A 15,868-nucleotide genomic window follows, 5' to 3' on the forward strand; every position below is an offset into this window, starting at 1 on the left:
CCGACCCGGGGAGCCTGGCAGAGGGCGGCGACCTGTGGCCGCCGGCTACGCCGTCGCGAAGGGCTGGAGCGTGGCGTCGGCGCGGATGCCGGCGAACTCGCGGCTCCAGATCGCGAAGTACAGGACCTCCTCGTCGCTGCGCAGCGGCCAGCAGTGCGCCGGCACCTCGGGCGTCGCGCCGGTGTCGGTGCCCGCCACCCGCTCCGCGGCGAGCGCGGCCAGCACCGCGCCCGCACCCGAGCCGTCACCGAACTGCTCCTTGCCGCGCCACAGCAGGTCCTCGGGCAGCCAGCCCGTGAACGCCTCGCGCAGCAGCGCCTTCTCCGGGCGGCCGCCGGGGCGCTGCTTCCACTCCGGCGGCAGGGCGAGCGCCGTGCGCACGAGCGCCGCGTCGAGGAACGGCTCGCGCGCCTCGAGGCCGTGGAACATGGTCGTGCGGTCGCAGCGCTGCAGGTTGAGCCCGTGCAGCTGCTCCAGGCTGCGCACCAGCTCGGCGTGCAGGGCGTCGGGGTCGGCGAACTCGTCGGTGTGGACGTAGGAGTAGCCGGCGAACAGCTCGTCGGCGCCCTCCCCCGTGAGCACCACCTTCACCTCCTTCGACGCCTCCCGCGCCAGGAGCAGGTTGGGCACGGCGCTGCGGACGAGCGCCGGGTCGAAGTGCTCGATGACGGTGACGGCCTCGTCGAGTGCCTCCGCGACGGCGGCGGCGGTGACGACGACCTCGTGGTGGTCGCTGCCGATGTGCTCGGCGACGCGCGCGGCCGCGACCAGGTCGCCGCTGCCCGCCGTGCCGACGGCGAAGGTCGGCAGGACCTCGCCGCGCTCGCGGACCTCGCGGGCGGCGATGGCCGCCACGATCGCCGAGTCGAGGCCGCCGGAGAGGAAGACCCCGACGCCGACGTCGCTCATCATCCGCCTCCGCACCGCGGCGACGACGGCGTCGCGGACCTCGTCGAGCACGACGTCGTCCCACGTGTCGTGCTGCGCGCGGCGCGCGGGCCGGACCTCCACCGGCACGGCGTCGGCGAAGCGCACGACGCCCGCCCCCGGCGTCCACAGCGAGCCGGGCGGGAACGCCTCCACGCGCGGTCGGTCCTCGTCGTCGAAGGCGCGGAGCTCGCTGGCGAACAGGGTGACGCCACCGTCGGTCACCTGGTACAGGGGCTTGACCCCCATCGGGTCGCGCGCCACGAGCCCGCCGCCGTCGGCGGTGGCCATCGCGATCGCGAACATCCCGTCGAGCGTGGCGACGGCCGCGGGCCCGCCGCGCAGGACCGCGTGCAGCGCCGCCTCGGTGTCGGACCTCGACCGCAGCACCCCGTCGGGCAGCCTCGACGTGAGCCGCTCGTGGTTGTATATCTCGCCGTTGCCGACGATCCACGCGGTCTCGTCGAGGTCGGTGAGCGGCTGGTGCCCGCCGCTGACGTCGATGATGGACAGCCTCTGGTGCCCGAGCCACGCCCCGTCGACCGCGAGGACCCCGGTGTCGTCGGGCCCCCGGTGCCGCAGGCGGGCGAGCATGCGCTCGCACTTGTCGGGGTCGACGGCGCCGTAGGCGGCCACGATCCCGCACACGCTGTCCCACTTCCGTCGCCTCAGCGGCCGAGGACCTCCGTCACCGACCCGGGGAGGTCGGGGGCGGACGACGCGGCCAGTACGTCGTCCGACGCTACGGCCTCGACGCGGTGCGGGCGGATCCGGCCGTCGCGGATGTCCTCGGCGAAGTGGCAGGCCACGCGGTGCCCCTGGGCCGCGCCCTCGATGACGCGCAGCTCGGGGCGCTCGTCGTCGCAGCGCGTCTCCTGCCGCCACGGGCAGCGCGTGTGGAACCGGCAGCCGGGCGGCGGCGCGGCCGGGGAGGGCAGGTCGCCGGTGAGCAGGATGCGCTCGCGGCGGTCCTCCAGCTCCGGGTCGGGCACGGGCACCGCCGAGAGCAGGGCGCGCGTGTAGGGGTGCTGCGGGTCGTCGTAGAGCGCCTGCGACGGCGCCTCCTCGACGATCCCCCCGAGGTACATCACGCCGATCCGGTCGCTCACGTGCCGCACGACGGCGAGGTCGTGCGCGATCACGAGGTAGGTGAGGCCGAGCTCGCCCTGCAGGCGCCCCAGCAGGTTGAGCACCTGCGCCTGCACGGAGACGTCGAGCGCCGACACCGGTTCGTCGGCGACGATCAGGTCGGGCTCGACGCACAGCGCGCGGGCGATGCCGATGCGCTGGCGCTGGCCGCCGGAGAACTCGTGCGGGTAGCGCCGCAGCGACGACGCGGGCAGCCCGACCTGCTCCACGAGCTCGCGCAGCCGGGCGTCGTCGGCCTCCGGGCCCTTCGACAGGCCGTGCGCCTTGAGCCCCTCCAGCAGCAGCGACTCCACGGACTGGCGCGGGTCGAGCGAGGACAGCGGGTCCTGGAAGACCATCTGGAAGCGCCGGCGCCTGCGCCGCAGCTCCTCGCCCTTGAGCGAGGCGATGTCGGTGCCGTCGAAGACGATCTGCCCCGACGTCGGGTCCTCCAGCCGCAGGATCGCCCGGCCCAGCGTCGACTTGCCGCAGCCGGACTCGCCGACCAGGCCGTAGGTCTCGCCGCGCTCGATGCGCAGCGAGACGCCGTCGACGGCGTAGACGTGGCCGACGGTGCGGTCCAGGACGAGCCCGCGCTTGATCGGGAAGTGCACGGCGACGTCGCGGACGTCGAGCAGCGGCTCGGTGGTCGTCATCTCGCTCATTCCGCGGTCGCCGGCACGGGGTTGAAGCAGCGCAGCAGCCGCCCGCCGGTGGTCTCGGCCTCCGGCGTGATGGTCCGGCACGTCTCGATCGCGCGCGGGCAGCGGGGGGCGAACGCGCACGCGCTCGTCCACGGCAGGTTGTCGGCGACCGAGCCGGGGATGGCGGCGAGGTCCTCGCCCGCCGGCGCGTCGAGCCGCGGGATCGAGCCGAGCAGCCCGTTGGTGTACGGGTGGCGCGGCGTGGCGAAGAGCCGGTGGCGCTGCGCCCGTTCGACGATGCGCCCGCCGTAGAGCACGTTGACCGTCTCGCACAGCCCGGCGACGACGCCCAGGTCGTGGGTGATCATGACGAGCGCGGCGCCGGTGTCGCGCACCATCTCCTTGAGCAGCTCCAGGATCTGCGCCTGGATCGTCACGTCGAGCGCGGTGGTCGGCTCGTCGGCGATGAGCAGCTTGGGCCGGCAGGCCAGCGCGATGGCGATCAGCGCGCGCTGGCGCATGCCGCCGGAGAGCTGGTGGGGGTAGGAGTCCAGGCGCCGCCGCGGGTCGGGGATGCCGACGCGGTCGAGCCACTCGGCCGCCTCGGTGCGCGCGGCCTCCTTCTTCAGGCCGCGGTGGCGCGTGAGCACCTCGGTGACCTGCACCCCGATCGGCACCACCGGGTTGAGCGAGGACAGCGGGTCCTGGAAGACCATCGACAGGTCGCGCCCGCGCTTCTCCCGCATCGCGCTCTCGGGCAGCGTCAGCAGGTCGACGCCGTCCATCATCGCGCTGCCGCCGACCTTCACCCCGCGGGCGGGCAGCAGCCGCGTGATCGCCATCGAGGTGACGGACTTGCCGCAGCCCGACTCCCCCACCAGGCCGACGATCTGCCCGGGCAGGACGTCGAAGCTGACGCCGTCGACGGCGACGGTGTCGGGCTCGCCGCGCCGGGTGAACGCGACGCGCAGGTCGCGCACCGACAGCAGCGGCTCGGTGGTCGGCGACCCGCCCGGCGTCCTCTGCAGCGCGGCGGTCATCGGCTCCCCTTCGGGTCGAGGGCCTCGCGCAGCGACTCGCCCAGCAGCGTGAAGCCCAGCGCGATGACGATGATCGCCGCCGCGGGCCACAGCGCGAGCGCGGGCCGCACCTCGAGCAGGGGCTGCGCCTGGGCCAGCATCAGGCCCCACTCGGCGCGGCCCGGGTCGGCGTCGCCGAGCCCGAGGAACGACAGCGCGGCGGCGTCGAGGATGGAGGTGGCGAGCGTCAGCGTCGCCTGGACGACGACCGGTCCGATCGCGTTGGGCAGCATGTGCCGCAGCACGACCGCGGGCCGCTTGACGCCCAGCGCAGTCGCCGCGATCACGTGGTCGCTCCCGCGCTGTCCGAGCATCGACCCGCGCAGCAGCCGCGCGAAGATCGGCACGCCGACGATCGACACGGCGATGATCACCGACGTCTGCGACGGGCTGGCGAACAGCGCGGCCACCGAGATCGCCAGCAGCAGGCTCGGGATGGCCAGCAGCACGTCGGTGACGCGCATGAGGACGGTGTCGACCCAGCCGCCGAACGCGCCCGCGAGCGTGCCGATGACGACTCCGACGACGAGCCCGATGAGCGTGGCGAGCACGCCGACCAGCAGGGTCTGCTGCGCGGCGAGCAGGAAGCGGGAGAAGAAGTCGCGGCCGAGCTGGTCGCTGCCGAGCGGGAAGCCCTCCTGCGGGCCCGGGATGGAGCCGGGGCGCAGGTCGGCCTGCAGCTGCGGGAACGACTCGGTGGCCGAGTGCGGCGCGAGGAACGGCGCGAACACCGCGACCAGCACGAACACGCCGACGATCACCGCACCGGTGATGGCGACCGGGTCGCGCCGCAGCCGGCGGAAGGCCTCGGAGGTGAGGCTGCGACCGCCCGCGAGGTCGTCGACGCGCTTGCGGCGCCGCTGTGCGTACGTGGTGGCGTTCACGAGAGCCTCACCCGCGGGTCGATGACCGCGTACGAGAGGTCGACGACCAGGTTGACGAGCACGTACACCAGCGCCCCCAGGAGCAGGATGGCCTGCAGGCGCGGGTAGTCGCGCAGGGTGATGGCGTCGGCGAGCAGGGTCCCGATGCCGCCCCAGACGAACACCCGCTCGGTGAGCACGGCCCCGGCGAGGAGCAGCCCGACCTGCAGGCCGATCGTCGTCGACACCGGGAGCAGGGCGTTGCGCAGGACGTGCCGCCCGCGGACGGTGCCGGGCGCGAGGCCCTTGGAGTTGGCCGTGCGCACGAAGTCGGCGCCGAGCACCTCGAGCACGGACGCGCGCGTGATGCGCACGATCACCGCGAGCGGGATCGTCGCCAGCGCGACGGCCGGCAGCACCAGGTGCGACAGGGCGTCGAGGCTGGCGTCGAACTCGCGGGTGAGGAACCCGTCGAGCACGGCGAACCCGGTGACGTTCGTGGCGTCGACGGCGACGGACTGGCGCCCCGACGGCGGGAACAGCCCGAGCTCGACCGCGAACACCGCCTTGAGGATGTAGCCCAGGAAGAACACCGGCACGGCGACGCCGACGAGCGTGCCGATGACGGTCACGACGTCGAGCGGGCGGCCGCGCCGGCGGGCGGCCACGTAGCCGAGCGGGATGCCCAGCACCACGGCGATCACGAGCGCGGCGATCGACAGCTCGATCGTGGCGGGCAGCGCCCGGCCGATCTCGGTGAGCACCGGCTCGCCGGTGATCGTCGAGGTGCCGAAGTCACCCGTGACCACCCGGCCCAGGAACTGGGCGTACTGCACCGGGATCGGCTGGTCGAGCCCGAGCACCCGCTCCAGGTTCGCCACGGACTCCGGTGTCGCGCGGTCGCCGAGGAACGCCGTCGCCGGCCCGCCGGGCAGGCTCCGCAGCCAGGCGAAGACCAGCACGGACAGCAGCAGCAGCGTCGGGATCACCTGCAGCAGCCGCCGCACGATGAACCTCAGCATGGTCCCCCCTCCTCCCCGAACCGCGGACGCACGAGGGTGGCACCGCCCGGTCGAGCGGTGCCACCCGGGTGTCGTCCGTCAGTTCTTGCTGACCGTCAGGAAGCGCTCGTCGGTCAGCGGGGAGGGGATCAGGCCGGTGACGGCCTCGGAGACCACGACCGCAGGCGGTGAGCTGGAGATCGGGACCGCCGGCAGGTAGGCCATGATGTCGCGGTTGACCTGCTTGTACGCCGCCTCCTTGGCCGCGGGGTCCACCGTGGCGTCGGCGGCGGTGATGGCACTGAACAGCGCCTCGTTGGTGAACCCGAACTCCGGCTTGGCCGCACCGAAGAACGTGCCGACGAAGTTGCCCGCGTCGTTGTAGTCACCGGTCCAGCCGATGATGTGCAGGTCCTGCACGCCGTTGACGTTCACCGAGTCGAGGTACCCACCGGCCCAGGGCTGCGCCACCGGGTTGACGGTGATCCCGACCTGGCGCAGGTTCTCCGACAGCGCCGTGAAGATGTTGGTCGGGTTCGGCATGTAGGGCCGGGTGACCTCGGTCGGGTAGTAGAAGTTCAGCGTCAGGTTCGACTGCCCGGCCTCGGCCAGCAGCGCCCGCGCCCGCTCCGGGTCGTACGGGATGGGGGCGATGTCGTCGGCGTAGCCCGCCACGGTGTCGGGCATGAACTGCGTGGCGACCGTGGCGCCCTCGGGCAGCTGGTTGCGCACCAGCGACTCGCGGTCGAGCGCGTAGCCGATCGCCTGGCGGACGCGGACGTCCTGCAGCGCCGGGTTGTTCTTCTGGTTGATGCCCAGGTAGAGGACGTTGAACGGCGGGCGCACCAGCACCTGGTTGCCGTCGGCCTCCAGCGCGTCCCAGTCGGCCGGGCTCGGCAGGTCGTAACCGTCGATCGTGCCGGCCTGGAGCTCCTGGCGCCGCGCGTTCTCGTCGGGGATGACCCGGAAGATCAGCCGCTCCAGCTGGGCCGGCTCGCCCCAGTACTCGTCGTTGCGCACGAGGGTGATGACGCCCCCGGCACGGTCGTAGCTCTCGAACTTGAACGGACCGGTGCCCGTCGGGTGCTCGTTCGCGTAGGCGCTGTAGCTGAACGCCTCGCCGCTCTGGGTGATCGTGTCGGCGTCGTACTGCTGCAGCGCGGTGGGGCTGGAGATCGACAGCGAGGTCAGGCCGAACGCCGCGGGGAAGGCGCCCTTGTTGCGGTTCAGCGTGACGACCGCCTGGTTCGGCGCGGGGGCCGCGCACGAGTTGTAGACCGGGTCACCGCCGCCCGCCAGGTTGTTGGCGTAGCCGCCGAACGTGTCGGTGTAGTAGATCGCCTGGCTCTGCGCGGCCTCGCTGGGGAGGTTGTACCAGCGGTCGAAGTTGAAGCAGACCGCGGCGGCGTCGAACGGGGTGCCGTCGTGGAACGTGACGCCCTCGCGGAGCGTGAACGTCCACTGGGTGCCGTCGGCGTTCGGCGTCCACTCGGTGGCCAGGCCCGGCGCGAGGTCGGAGGTGCCCTGCGCGTAGGTGATCAGCGTGTCGAACATCTGCCGGGCGGGACGGAACGTCTCGCCGTCCGTGGCGAAGATCGGGTCGAAGTTGTCCGGCGCACCGGGCGCACCGAACACCAGCGTCCCGCCGCTCTCGCCGGAACCGCCCGCGGCGGCACCGTCGTCGCGCTCGGAGGTGGCGCAGGCGGCAAGGGTCACGGCGAGCAGGCCCGCGGTCAGGGCGGCGGACAGTCGTCGGGCAGATCTCATGGACGGCACCTCTTCGTAGGAGACCCGCGAACGGTAATGGGGCCTCGTACTCAGCGGTAGGCGTGCGAGTCACGGTTGGGCTACGACCGTGCGGCTCCGGTGACGAGCCGGTGCCGGTGCGTCACGCGGGGTCGAACTCGCCCGCCTTGACGCCGAGGACGAACGCCCGCCACTCGTCGGGGGTGAAGGACAGCGCGGCCCGGCGCTCGACGTCCTTCGTGTCGCGCACGATGACCGATCCGTCTGGAGACTGCCCGACCTCGACGCAGTTCCCGAGGTTGCAGTAGCTGCTGGTCCGGTACTCGATCACGGGGTGTGGGCCTTCCTCGGGGGAGCGAACTTGTCCTGGTAACGACGCAGCTCGGCCCGCGATTCGTCGGGGGACAGCGCGTGCCGCAGCGCGTCGGAGAGCACATCCTGATACAGATCCACATCGGACTCGGTGTCGAGGTAGGCCTCGCCCGCGTGGCCCTCGATGTAGACGACGTCCGACCCCATCTCCTGCGGGATCTCGAGCAGGACGAAGTGCCCGGAGTGCGCGCGCAGGATGTCGGCACCGAAGGGAAGCACCAACACCGAGACCGTCGGCAGCTCCGACACGTCGAGCAGGTGCTGCAACTGTGCATGCATGGTCTCCGGGCCGCCGACGGGTCGGCACAGCACCGCCTCGTCGAGGACCGCGACCAGCTCCAGCGGCGGCGGGTCGGAGCGGCGCAGCGCCTGCTGACGCAGGAGACGCAGCCGGACGAGACGGTCGATCTCGGCGGGAAGGTGCTGCGGGAGCAGCGCCGTGAGGACCGCGGTGGCGTACTCCCGGGTCTGCAGCAGCCCGTGGACGACGGTGATGTCGAACGAGCGCACGGCCGTCGCGTCGTTCTCGAGCGCGGTGTAGCGACCCGGCGAGTCCATCACGTACCGCTCCGGCGCCACACCGTCGGTCAGCGGCTCCCACCACCCGTGCTGGCGGCCGTCCTTCACCAGCCGCAGCAGCATGTCCTGCTCCGTGTCGGAGGTGACGCCGTAGATGCGCATCAGCTCGCGGACGTCGGGCACCTTCGGCACCCCCTTGCCCGTCTCCAGGCGCGAGATCTTCGACGTCGAGCAGGTCATCAGCTCGGCGACGTCGTCGAGCGTCAGCCCGGTCTTGGCCCGGAGCCGGCGCAGCTCGGCGCCCAGGCGCCGACGGGAGCCGACGGGGCTCTGCGGTGCCGCCACGATCGCCTCCCACGAAAATTGCAATTGCATCAGGCACTGTCGTGCGGCAATCTAAGCACCAGCACCCGTAGTGGTGAAGTCGCCACCCCGGGTGGCTCGCACTTCCCGTCCCGGCCGCGCCGGGAACCTGCGACGCCGGCGACCGCCGGTCGGTCCGTCACGGGGAAGGAGCACGACGATGTCCGCCAAGAAGATCCGTCGCTCGGCCGCGGTACCGGGGCGGTGGTCCCCGTGATCATCACCCTGATCGTCGTCGGCCTCGGCGCGCTCGCGCTGATCGCCGTCGTCGTCGGTGTCGTCGACGCGACCCAGGCCGCGGCCTGGCGCGAGGTCGCGGCCCGGCGCCGCGAGCAGTGGTACGCCCGCCGTCCGGAGTTCCACGGCGTCGACTCCGACGCCGCGGACGAGGACTGAACCCGGGCGCGGAGAACGGCCGCCGCTACAGCGCGCGGCGGCCGGACAGGGCCCGGCCGAGCGTGAGCTCGTCGGCGAACTCCAGGTCGCCGCCCATCGGCAGGCCCGACGCGAGCCGGGTGACCGACAGCCCGGGGAAGTCGCGCAGCAGCCGCACGAGGTAGGTGGCCGTGGCCTCGCCCTCGGTGTTGGGGTCGGTCGCGATGATCACCTCGGCGATGTCGGCCTCGTCCGACGCCGGACCGGTGCCGCCCAGCCGGGCGAGCAGCTCGCGGATGCGCAGCCCGTCCGGGCCGACGCCCGCCAGCGGGTCGAGCGCGCCGCCGAGCACGTGGTAGCGGCCCTTGAACTCGCGGGTGCGCTCCACCGCCAGCACGTCCTTGGGCTCCTCCACGACGCAGACGATCGTGGGGTCGCGCCGCGCGTCGGCGCAGTAGCGGCAGCGCTCGGCGGCCGAGACGTTGCCGCAGACCTCGCAGAACATGACGCCCTGCTTGACCTTCTGCAGCACGTCCTGCAGCCGCGTGACGTCGACCGGGTCGGCCGCGAGCAGGTGGAACGCGATGCGCTGCGCGCTCTTCGGGCCGACGCCGGGCAGCCGGCCCAGCTCGTCGATCAGGTCCTGGACCGGACCCTCGAACACCTCAGGCGCCCGGCAGCCCGAGGCCGCCGCTCATGTCGAGGCCGCCGGCGAGCGGGCCCATCTTCTGCGCCTGCAGCTCCTGCGCGGCGCGGGCCGCGTCGTGCAGCGCGCCGACGAGCAGGTCCTGCAGCGTCTCGACGTCGTCGGGGTCGACGACCTTCGGGTCGATCTTCACGGCCTGCACCTCACCCGCCGCCGTCATGCGGACGTGCACGAGCCCGTTGCCCGCCTGGCCGACCACCTCCGCGCTGGCCAGCTCGGCCTGCGCGGACATGAGCTGCTCCTGCATCTTCTGCGCCTGCTGCATCAACTGCTGGATGTCGAGTTCCCCCGGGTTCACGGCGTCGGCTCCTCGGTTCGTGGCGCGGGCGGGTCCCCACCAGCCTACGGACGCCCGGCGCCCCGCCGTGGCCGGGCCGTCACGAGCGCGTGCGGTTCACCAGCCACGCGGCGATCTCCACGGCGACGACCCCCACGGCCGCGATGCCCAGCCCCGTCAGCAGCGTCGGCGGGTGGCCCGGGTCGAGCTGCCAGAACCCCTGACCGAAGACGATCGGCAGGAACAGCGCGTAGCAGAAGGCCCCGATCGCCGCGGCGATCATGACGAGCTTCCACCAGACGTAGGGCCGGGCGACGACGACGAGCACCCACGTCGCCACGGCGTAGAGCGCCACGACGGCCGCGGTGCTCTGCTGGATCTCGGTGGCGCTCGTGTCGGTGCGCACGACCAGGTAGGTGGTGAACGTGACGACGCCCGCGATCGCCCCGGACGGGATCGACAGCCGCAGCACCCGCCGCACGAACCCGGTGCGCGCCCGTTCGGCGTTGGGCGCGAGCGCGAGGAAGAACGCGGGGATGCCGATCGTCAGGGAGCCGATCAGCGTCAGGTGCCGGGGCAGGAACGGGTACGGCACGCCGATCGCGCCGATCGCGATGGCCAGGAAGACCGAGTAGACGGTCTTGGTGAGGAACAGGTTGGCGACGCGCTCGATGTTGCCGATGACCCGCCGGCCCTCGGCGACGACGTGCGGGAGCGTGGCGAACGAGTTGTCCAGCAGCACGATCTGCGCGACGGCCCGCGTGGCCGGGCTGCCCGAGCCCATCGCGACGCCGATGTCGGCGTCCTTGAGCGCGAGGACGTCGTTCACGCCGTCGCCGGTCATCGCGACGGTGTGCCCGCGGGCCTGCAGCGCGGCGACCATCTCCCGCTTCTGCGCGGGCGTCACGCGGCCGAAGACGGTGCCGGCCTCCAGGCGGTCGGCGAGGTCGGCGTCGGTGAGCGTGCGGGCGTCGACGGGGGCGTCGGCGCGGGGCAGGTCGAGCGACGCGGCGACGGCCCCGACCGACAGCGCGTTGTCGCCGGAGATGACCTTGACCTCGACGTCCTGCTCGGCGAAGTAGGCGAGCGTCCCCGCCGCCTCGGGCCGCACGCGCTGCTCCAGGACCACCAGCGCGGCCGGCTCGACCGGCCCGTCGGCCTCGGGGCGGCGCCCGAGCAGCAGCACGCGCAGCCCGGTGGAGCCGATCCGCTCGGCCTCGACGCGCTCGGCGGCGTCCTCGGGCAGCAGGACGTCGGCGGCGCCGAGGACCCACTCGCCGCGGCCGTCGAACGTCGCGCCGCCCCACTTGCGGGCCGAGGAGAACGGGACCGTCGCGGTCCGCGTCCAGCCGGGGTCGGGGCAGCCCTCGGCGACGGCGACGAGGCTCGCGTTGGGGCGCGGGTCGGCGGCGCCGAGCGCGCCGAGCGCCGCCCGCACGTCGGGCCCGTCGGGGCGGACCTCGGCGAGCCGCATCCCGTTCTCGGTGAGCGTGCCGGTCTTGTCGGCGCAGACGACGTCGACGCGCGCGAGCCCCTCGATCGCCGGGAGCTCCTGCACCAGGCACTGCCGCGCGCCGAGCCGGACCACGCCGACCGCGAACGCGATGCTCGTGAGCAGCACCAGCCCCTCGGGGACCATCGGCACGAGCGCCGCGACCATGCCGCGCAGCGCGTCGTCGACCTCGGCGCCCGCGGTGCGGAACTGGCTCCAGATGATGAGGACGGCGGCCGGCACGAGCAGCCAGGTGATGACCCGCAGGATCGTGTCGATGCCCGAGCGGAGCTCCGAGCCGACGAGGGTGAAGCGGCTGGCCTCCTCGGCGAGCTGCGCGGCGTAGGCCTCGCGGCCGACCTTCGTGGCCCGCTGCGCGCCGCCGCCGACGGTGACGAAGCTGCCCGAGAGCAGCGGGTCGCCCGGCTGCTTGTGCACGGCGTCGGACTCGCCGGTGAGCAGCGACTCGTCGACCTCCAGCCCCTCGGCGGCGAGCACCACCCCGTCGACGACGATCTTGTCGCCGGGCCCGAGGTCGATGACGTCGTCCAGCACCACCTCGCCGGGCGCGAGCTCGACCACGACGCCGTCGCGGCGCACCCGCGGGCGGGCCTCGCCGACGATCGCGAGCCGCTCCAGCGTCCGCTTGGCCCGCAGCTCCTGCACGATGCCGATCAGCGTGTTGATGATGATGACGAAGCCGAACAGCCCGTCCTGGATCGGGCCGATCACCAGGATCACCGCGAACAGGACGCCGACGATGGCGTTGAAGCGGGTCAGGACGTTGGCGCGGACGATCTCGCCGATGCTGCGGCTCGCGCGCGAGGGGACGTCGTTGGTCCTCCCCGCGGCCACGCGCTCGGCGACCTGCGCCGCGGTGAGGCCGTGCAGGACGTCGGGCTCGGCAACCGTCACGTGGGCGGAGCCTACGCAGGGGCGCCAGGGCGCCGGATCGGACTTTCGGTCGACGCCTCAGCGCTGGTCGAGCGCCCGCGCCCCCAGCTGCGAGGTGAGGAGCTCGATGGCCATCTCCTCGGGGTCGCGCCTCTCGGCGGGGCTGGTGGTCGCGCCGGCCGCGGCCTCGGCGAGCATCGACTCCTCGTCGTCGGGCGGGGCGTCCTCGGGCGCGGGCTCGGGGGGCAGCGGCTCGCCGCCGGCGTCGTCGGTGGCCCCGGCGGTGGAGCGGCGCGTGGGCGGGGGGCGGGTCGGGCGGCGGGGCGCGGCGGCCGGCTGCGGCGAGGCCTGCCCGCCGCGCGCGGCGGGCGGGGGCGCGGGGTCGCCGTGCTCGCAGCGGACCCGCCACTGCACGCCGAGCACGGCGTGCAGCGACTCGGCGATGACCTCGGTGTTGCTCTGCTCGGACAGCAGCCGCGCGAGCGGGGCCGTGCCGATGCTGAGGACAAGGGTGTCGCCCTCGACGGCCCGGACCGTGGCGCTGACGAGCAGCGCCGCCGTGCGCTTCTTGCGGTCCTTGGCGGCGGCGAGGATCTCGGGCCAGACGCGGCGGACGGCGGCGGCGTCGAGGGAGGCGGCCGCGGGGCGCGTCTGCCGGGGCTCGTCCTGCGGCTCGGCCACGGGCGGCTCGACGGGGGCAGGGCGCGCGGCCGCCGGCCGCTCCGGCGCCGGGCGCTCGAAAGCCGGACGTTCGACGGCCGGGGGTTCGGGCGCAGGACGTTCGGCGGCCGGGCGTGCGGGTGCCGGGCGCTCGGCGGCGGGGCGACCCGGGGCTGCGCGTTCCGGGGCTGCGCGTTCCGGGGCTGCGCGTTCCGGTGCCGGGTGCTGGGCCGCCGGACGTTCGGGAGCAGGCGGCTCGGCCGCGGGGCGGCCGGCGTCCGGGCGGCCGGCGTCGGGGCGGGACGGCGCGGACCGTTCGACCGGCGGGCGGACCGGCTCCACGCGCGAGGGCTCGGCCGTCGAGGGCGAGACCGTCGTGGGAGCCGCCGTCGCGGGAGCCGCCGCGGCGGGAGCGGACGGCGCCGGGGCGCTCGGAGCCACCGCGGCGGCCGGGGCCTCCGCGGTGCGCTCGCTGGGGCGGCGGAACCGCGGTGCCGCTCCCCCGTCGCCCTCCCCACCGCCCCGGGGCGAGGAGGCGATGTCGTTGCGCCGCTCGATGCGCTCGAGCCGCTCGAGCAGCCCGGCGTCGGCGGTGCTGGCCGCGGGCAGCAGCATCCGCGCGCACAGCAGCTCGAGCAGCAGCCGCGGGGCGGTGGCGCCGCGCATCTCGACGAGGCCGGTGTGCACGATCTCGCCGTAGCGGGCGAGCGTGGCCGGGCCGATCCGGTCGGCCTGCTCGACCATCCGCGCGACCTCGTCGGCGGCGGCCTCCACCAGCCCGCGCTCCGCGGCCTCGGGCACGGCCTGGAGCAGCGTGACGTCGCGCAGGCGCTGGAGGAGGTCGGAGGCGAAGCGGCGCGGGTCGTGGCCGGCCTCGACCAGCTTGTCGACGGTCTCGAAGACCACCGCGCGGTCGCCGGCCGCGAGGGCGTCGACCATGTCGTCGATCAGGGCGACGTCGGTGACGCCGAGCAGCGCCACCGCCCGCTCGTAGGTGACGCCCTCGGGCCCGGCGCCGGCGAGGAGCTGGTCGAGCACCGACAGCGAGTCGCGCGCCGAGCCGCCGCCCGCGCGGATGACCAGCGGGTACACGGCGGGCGCGACGACCGCGCCCTCGTCGGCGCAGATGCTCTCCATGAGCCGGCGCAGCGTGCCCGGGGGGATCAGCCGGAACGGGTAGTGGTGCGTGCGCGAGCGGATGGTCGGCAGGACCTTGTCCGGCTCGGTCGTGGCGAACACGAAGACGAGGTGCTCCGGCGGCTCCTCCACGATCTTGAGCAGGGCGTTGAAGCCCTGCGTGGTGATCATGTGGGCCTCGTCGACGATGAACACGCGGTAGCGCGACTCCGCGGGCGCGAAGAACGCGCGGTCGCGCAGCTCGCGCGTGTCGTCGACACCTCCGTGGGAGGCGGCGTCGAGCTCGGTGACGTCGATGTTGCCCGGCCCGCCCGGCGCGAGCGCGACGCAGGACGCGCAGACCCCGCACGGGTCGGGCGTCGGGCCCTGCTCGCAGTTGAGCGAGCGCGCGAGGATGCGGGCGCTGGAGGTCTTGCCGCAGCCGCGGGGCCCGGAGAACAGGTACGCGTGGTTGATCCGGCCGGCCGCGAGGGCGGTGCTCAGCGGTTCGGTGACGTGCTCCTGCCCGACGACCTCGGCGAACGTCGCCGGGCGGTACTTGCGGTACAGAGCCAGCGCCACGCCGCGAGGCTACCGACCGGGTCCGACAGCCCGCCCGGCGGGAGAAAGTAGGCGGGCCCCGCGCACCCGCCAGAGCCTGTTGACCCTTGCTGCCTTCCGGCCCTGGGGGAGTTCACAGGATGGGCGTCACGCGGGACCCGGGTACGAGTGTAGAGCCGGGTCGGGCGGCCGTGACGGGGAGGCTATGCTTCTCGTCGTTGGAGGATTCGCCTAGTGGCCTATGGCGCACGCTTGGAAAGCGTGTTGGGTTCACGCCCTCGGGGGTTCGAATCCCCCATCCTCCGCAGGTGGAGCCGGGTGTCCCGCAGGTCGGGGCACCCGGTTCCGTCGTTGTGGGCCCGCATCTCCTCGATCGTGTCCGGCGGCGGTCGGGATGATCCGCGCATGATCGAGTCCACCCCGGCCGTGCGGCCCGCGACGTCCGCCGACCGGGCGCGGGCCGCGCAGGTGCTGGCGGCGGCCTTCGCCGACGACCCCCTGTTCCTCCACGTGCTCCCCCTCGGCGCCCGCCGCCGCGCGGAGCGGCTGCGCCGCTTCTTCGACCTGGAGGTGCAGCGCAGCGAGCGCACCGGCGGTACGTGGGCGGCCGCCGACGGCGCGGGCACGGCCGTCTGGTTCCCACCGGGGACGTGGCGGCCCACCGCGCGGGAGGTGCTGCGGGAGGCACCGGCCGTCGTCCGCGTCCTCGGCCGGGAGGCGCCGCGGGCGCTGCGCGTCCAGGCGGCGCTGCAGCGCCACCACCCGTCGGCACCGCACTGGTACCTCCTCGCCCTCGCCACCGAGCCCGGCCGGCAGGGCGGCGGCGTCGGGACGGCGCTGCTGCGCCCGGTCCTCGAGCGCTGCGACCGGGACCGGGTGCCCGCCTACCTCGAGGCGACCACCGAGCGCAGCCGCAGGCTCTACCTCCGGCACGGGTTCCGGGACGCGGAGCCGCTGCACCTCCCGGGCGGCCCGCCCGTGCACCCGATGTGGCGCGACCCGCGCTGACGGCGGAGGCGGTCAGATCGGTCACCGTCCGTGGCCGTCGGGGCGCGTGCGTCGCTAGCCTCGGTCGTGGTCCCGCGAGCCGCGGCACCCCGGACGAGTGCGTCGTACCCGGCACGACGACGACGCGGCACCGGAGG

General features: G+C 74.1%; 14 protein-coding genes, 1 tRNA gene, 1 other RNA gene and 1 riboswitch. Of the genes, 3 read left to right on the forward strand and 13 right to left on the reverse strand.

Annotated elements, in window-relative coordinates; translation table 11 throughout:
- Window positions 1-45 precede the first annotated feature (45 nt).
- The 8 genes from asnB to HOP40_RS06230 all read right to left on the reverse strand — a co-directional run bounded on the left by asnB (window position 46) and on the right by HOP40_RS06230 (window position 8,624).
- Window positions 46-1,575, reverse strand: coding sequence for an asparagine synthase (glutamine-hydrolyzing) (gene asnB, locus HOP40_RS06195; protein WP_172155506.1), 1,530 nt, complete (start codon window positions 1,573-1,575; stop codon window positions 46-48).
- Between the two features lie 20 nt (window positions 1,576-1,595).
- Window positions 1,596-2,711 carry an ABC transporter ATP-binding protein gene (locus tag HOP40_RS06200; protein ID WP_172155508.1) on the reverse strand — a complete coding sequence of 372 codons (1,116 nt, stop codon included), beginning with the start codon at window positions 2,709-2,711 and terminating at the stop codon, window positions 1,596-1,598.
- A gap of 5 nt (window positions 2,712-2,716) precedes the next feature.
- Complete coding sequence (locus HOP40_RS06205) at window positions 2,717-3,739, reverse strand: ABC transporter ATP-binding protein (RefSeq protein WP_172155510.1); 1,023 nt, start codon at window positions 3,737-3,739, stop codon at window positions 2,717-2,719.
- The gene (locus HOP40_RS06210; RefSeq protein ID WP_172155512.1) at window positions 3,736-4,662 is read right to left on the reverse strand and encodes an ABC transporter permease; all 927 of its coding nucleotides are present in this window, start codon (window positions 4,660-4,662) and stop codon (window positions 3,736-3,738) included. The genes HOP40_RS06205 and HOP40_RS06210 overlap by 4 nt, the downstream gene beginning before the upstream one ends.
- Complete coding sequence (locus tag HOP40_RS06215; protein WP_172155514.1) at window positions 4,659-5,663, reverse strand: ABC transporter permease; 1,005 nt, start codon at window positions 5,661-5,663, stop codon at window positions 4,659-4,661. The genes HOP40_RS06210 and HOP40_RS06215 overlap by 4 nt, the downstream gene beginning before the upstream one ends.
- A 78-nt stretch (window positions 5,664-5,741) precedes the next feature.
- Window positions 5,742-7,409, reverse strand: a complete 1,668-nt coding sequence (locus HOP40_RS06220) for an ABC transporter substrate-binding protein (RefSeq protein ID WP_172155517.1) — start codon at window positions 7,407-7,409, stop codon at window positions 5,742-5,744.
- Between the two features lie 121 nt (window positions 7,410-7,530).
- The gene (locus HOP40_RS06225) at window positions 7,531-7,719 is read right to left on the reverse strand and encodes a DUF397 domain-containing protein (protein ID WP_172155519.1); all 189 of its coding nucleotides are present in this window, start codon (window positions 7,717-7,719) and stop codon (window positions 7,531-7,533) included.
- Entirely contained in the window at window positions 7,716-8,624 is a 909-nt protein-coding gene (locus HOP40_RS06230; protein WP_172155521.1) for a helix-turn-helix domain-containing protein, read from the reverse strand. Before HOP40_RS06230 ends, HOP40_RS06225 begins: the two co-directional genes overlap by 4 nt.
- Before the next feature lie 231 nt (window positions 8,625-8,855).
- Here HOP40_RS06230 and HOP40_RS06235 point away from each other — a divergent pair, with 231 nt between their 5' ends.
- Complete coding sequence (locus HOP40_RS06235) at window positions 8,856-9,038, forward strand: hypothetical protein (protein WP_172155523.1); 183 nt, start codon at window positions 8,856-8,858, stop codon at window positions 9,036-9,038.
- 25 nt (window positions 9,039-9,063) lie between these two features.
- On the opposite strand, the gene recR is transcribed toward HOP40_RS06235, so the two are convergent.
- The 5 genes from recR to ffs all read right to left on the reverse strand — a co-directional run bounded on the left by recR (window position 9,064) and on the right by ffs (window position 14,887).
- Window positions 9,064-9,681 (reverse strand): recombination mediator RecR, encoded by a 618-nt coding sequence (recR, locus tag HOP40_RS06240; protein WP_172155525.1) that lies wholly within the window; start codon window positions 9,679-9,681, stop codon window positions 9,064-9,066.
- Between the two features lies 1 nt (window position 9,682).
- Complete coding sequence (locus tag HOP40_RS06245) at window positions 9,683-10,021, reverse strand: YbaB/EbfC family nucleoid-associated protein (protein ID WP_205347102.1); 339 nt, start codon at window positions 10,019-10,021, stop codon at window positions 9,683-9,685.
- Between the two features lie 79 nt (window positions 10,022-10,100).
- The gene (locus tag HOP40_RS06250) at window positions 10,101-12,407 is read right to left on the reverse strand and encodes an HAD-IC family P-type ATPase (protein ID WP_205347103.1); all 2,307 of its coding nucleotides are present in this window, start codon (window positions 12,405-12,407) and stop codon (window positions 10,101-10,103) included.
- A gap of 57 nt (window positions 12,408-12,464) precedes the next feature.
- Window positions 12,465-14,744 carry a DNA polymerase III subunit gamma and tau gene (locus HOP40_RS06255; RefSeq protein ID WP_205347104.1) on the reverse strand — a complete coding sequence of 760 codons (2,280 nt, stop codon included), beginning with the start codon at window positions 14,742-14,744 and terminating at the stop codon, window positions 12,465-12,467.
- A gap of 46 nt (window positions 14,745-14,790) precedes the next feature.
- Window positions 14,791-14,887: signal recognition particle sRNA small type (ffs, locus tag HOP40_RS06260), an RNA gene on the reverse strand.
- A gap of 56 nt (window positions 14,888-14,943) precedes the next feature.
- Between ffs and HOP40_RS06265 the strand changes: the two genes are divergently transcribed.
- Together HOP40_RS06265 and HOP40_RS06270 are read left to right on the forward strand one after the other, a co-directional pair.
- A tRNA-Ser gene (locus HOP40_RS06265) sits at window positions 14,944-15,028 on the forward strand.
- Between the two features lie 100 nt (window positions 15,029-15,128).
- Window positions 15,129-15,731, forward strand: coding sequence for a GNAT family N-acetyltransferase (locus HOP40_RS06270; protein WP_172155527.1), 603 nt, complete (start codon window positions 15,129-15,131; stop codon window positions 15,729-15,731).
- 67 nt (window positions 15,732-15,798) lie between these two features.
- A riboswitch (guanidine-III (ykkC-III) riboswitch) is annotated at window positions 15,799-15,860 on the forward strand.
- The last annotated feature ends 8 nt before the right edge of the window (window positions 15,861-15,868 follow it).

The organism is Pseudonocardia broussonetiae (genome assembly GCF_013155125.1).
GTDB lineage: Bacteria > Actinomycetota > Actinomycetes > Mycobacteriales > Pseudonocardiaceae > Pseudonocardia > Pseudonocardia broussonetiae.

Coding starts and splice junctions, on each gene's coding strand:
- HOP40_RS06270 (WP_172155527.1), top strand. CDS start 15,129: ATGATCGAGTCCACCCCGGCCGTGCGGCCCGCGACGTCCGCCGACCGG.
- HOP40_RS06215 (WP_172155514.1), bottom strand. CDS start 5,663: ATGCTGAGGTTCATCGTGCGGCGGCTGCTGCAGGTGATCCCGACGCTG.
- HOP40_RS06220 (WP_172155517.1), bottom strand. CDS start 7,409: ATGAGATCTGCCCGACGACTGTCCGCCGCCCTGACCGCGGGCCTGCTC.
- HOP40_RS06205 (WP_172155510.1), bottom strand. CDS start 3,739: ATGACCGCCGCGCTGCAGAGGACGCCGGGCGGGTCGCCGACCACCGAG.
- HOP40_RS06200 (WP_172155508.1), bottom strand. CDS start 2,711: ATGACGACCACCGAGCCGCTGCTCGACGTCCGCGACGTCGCCGTGCAC.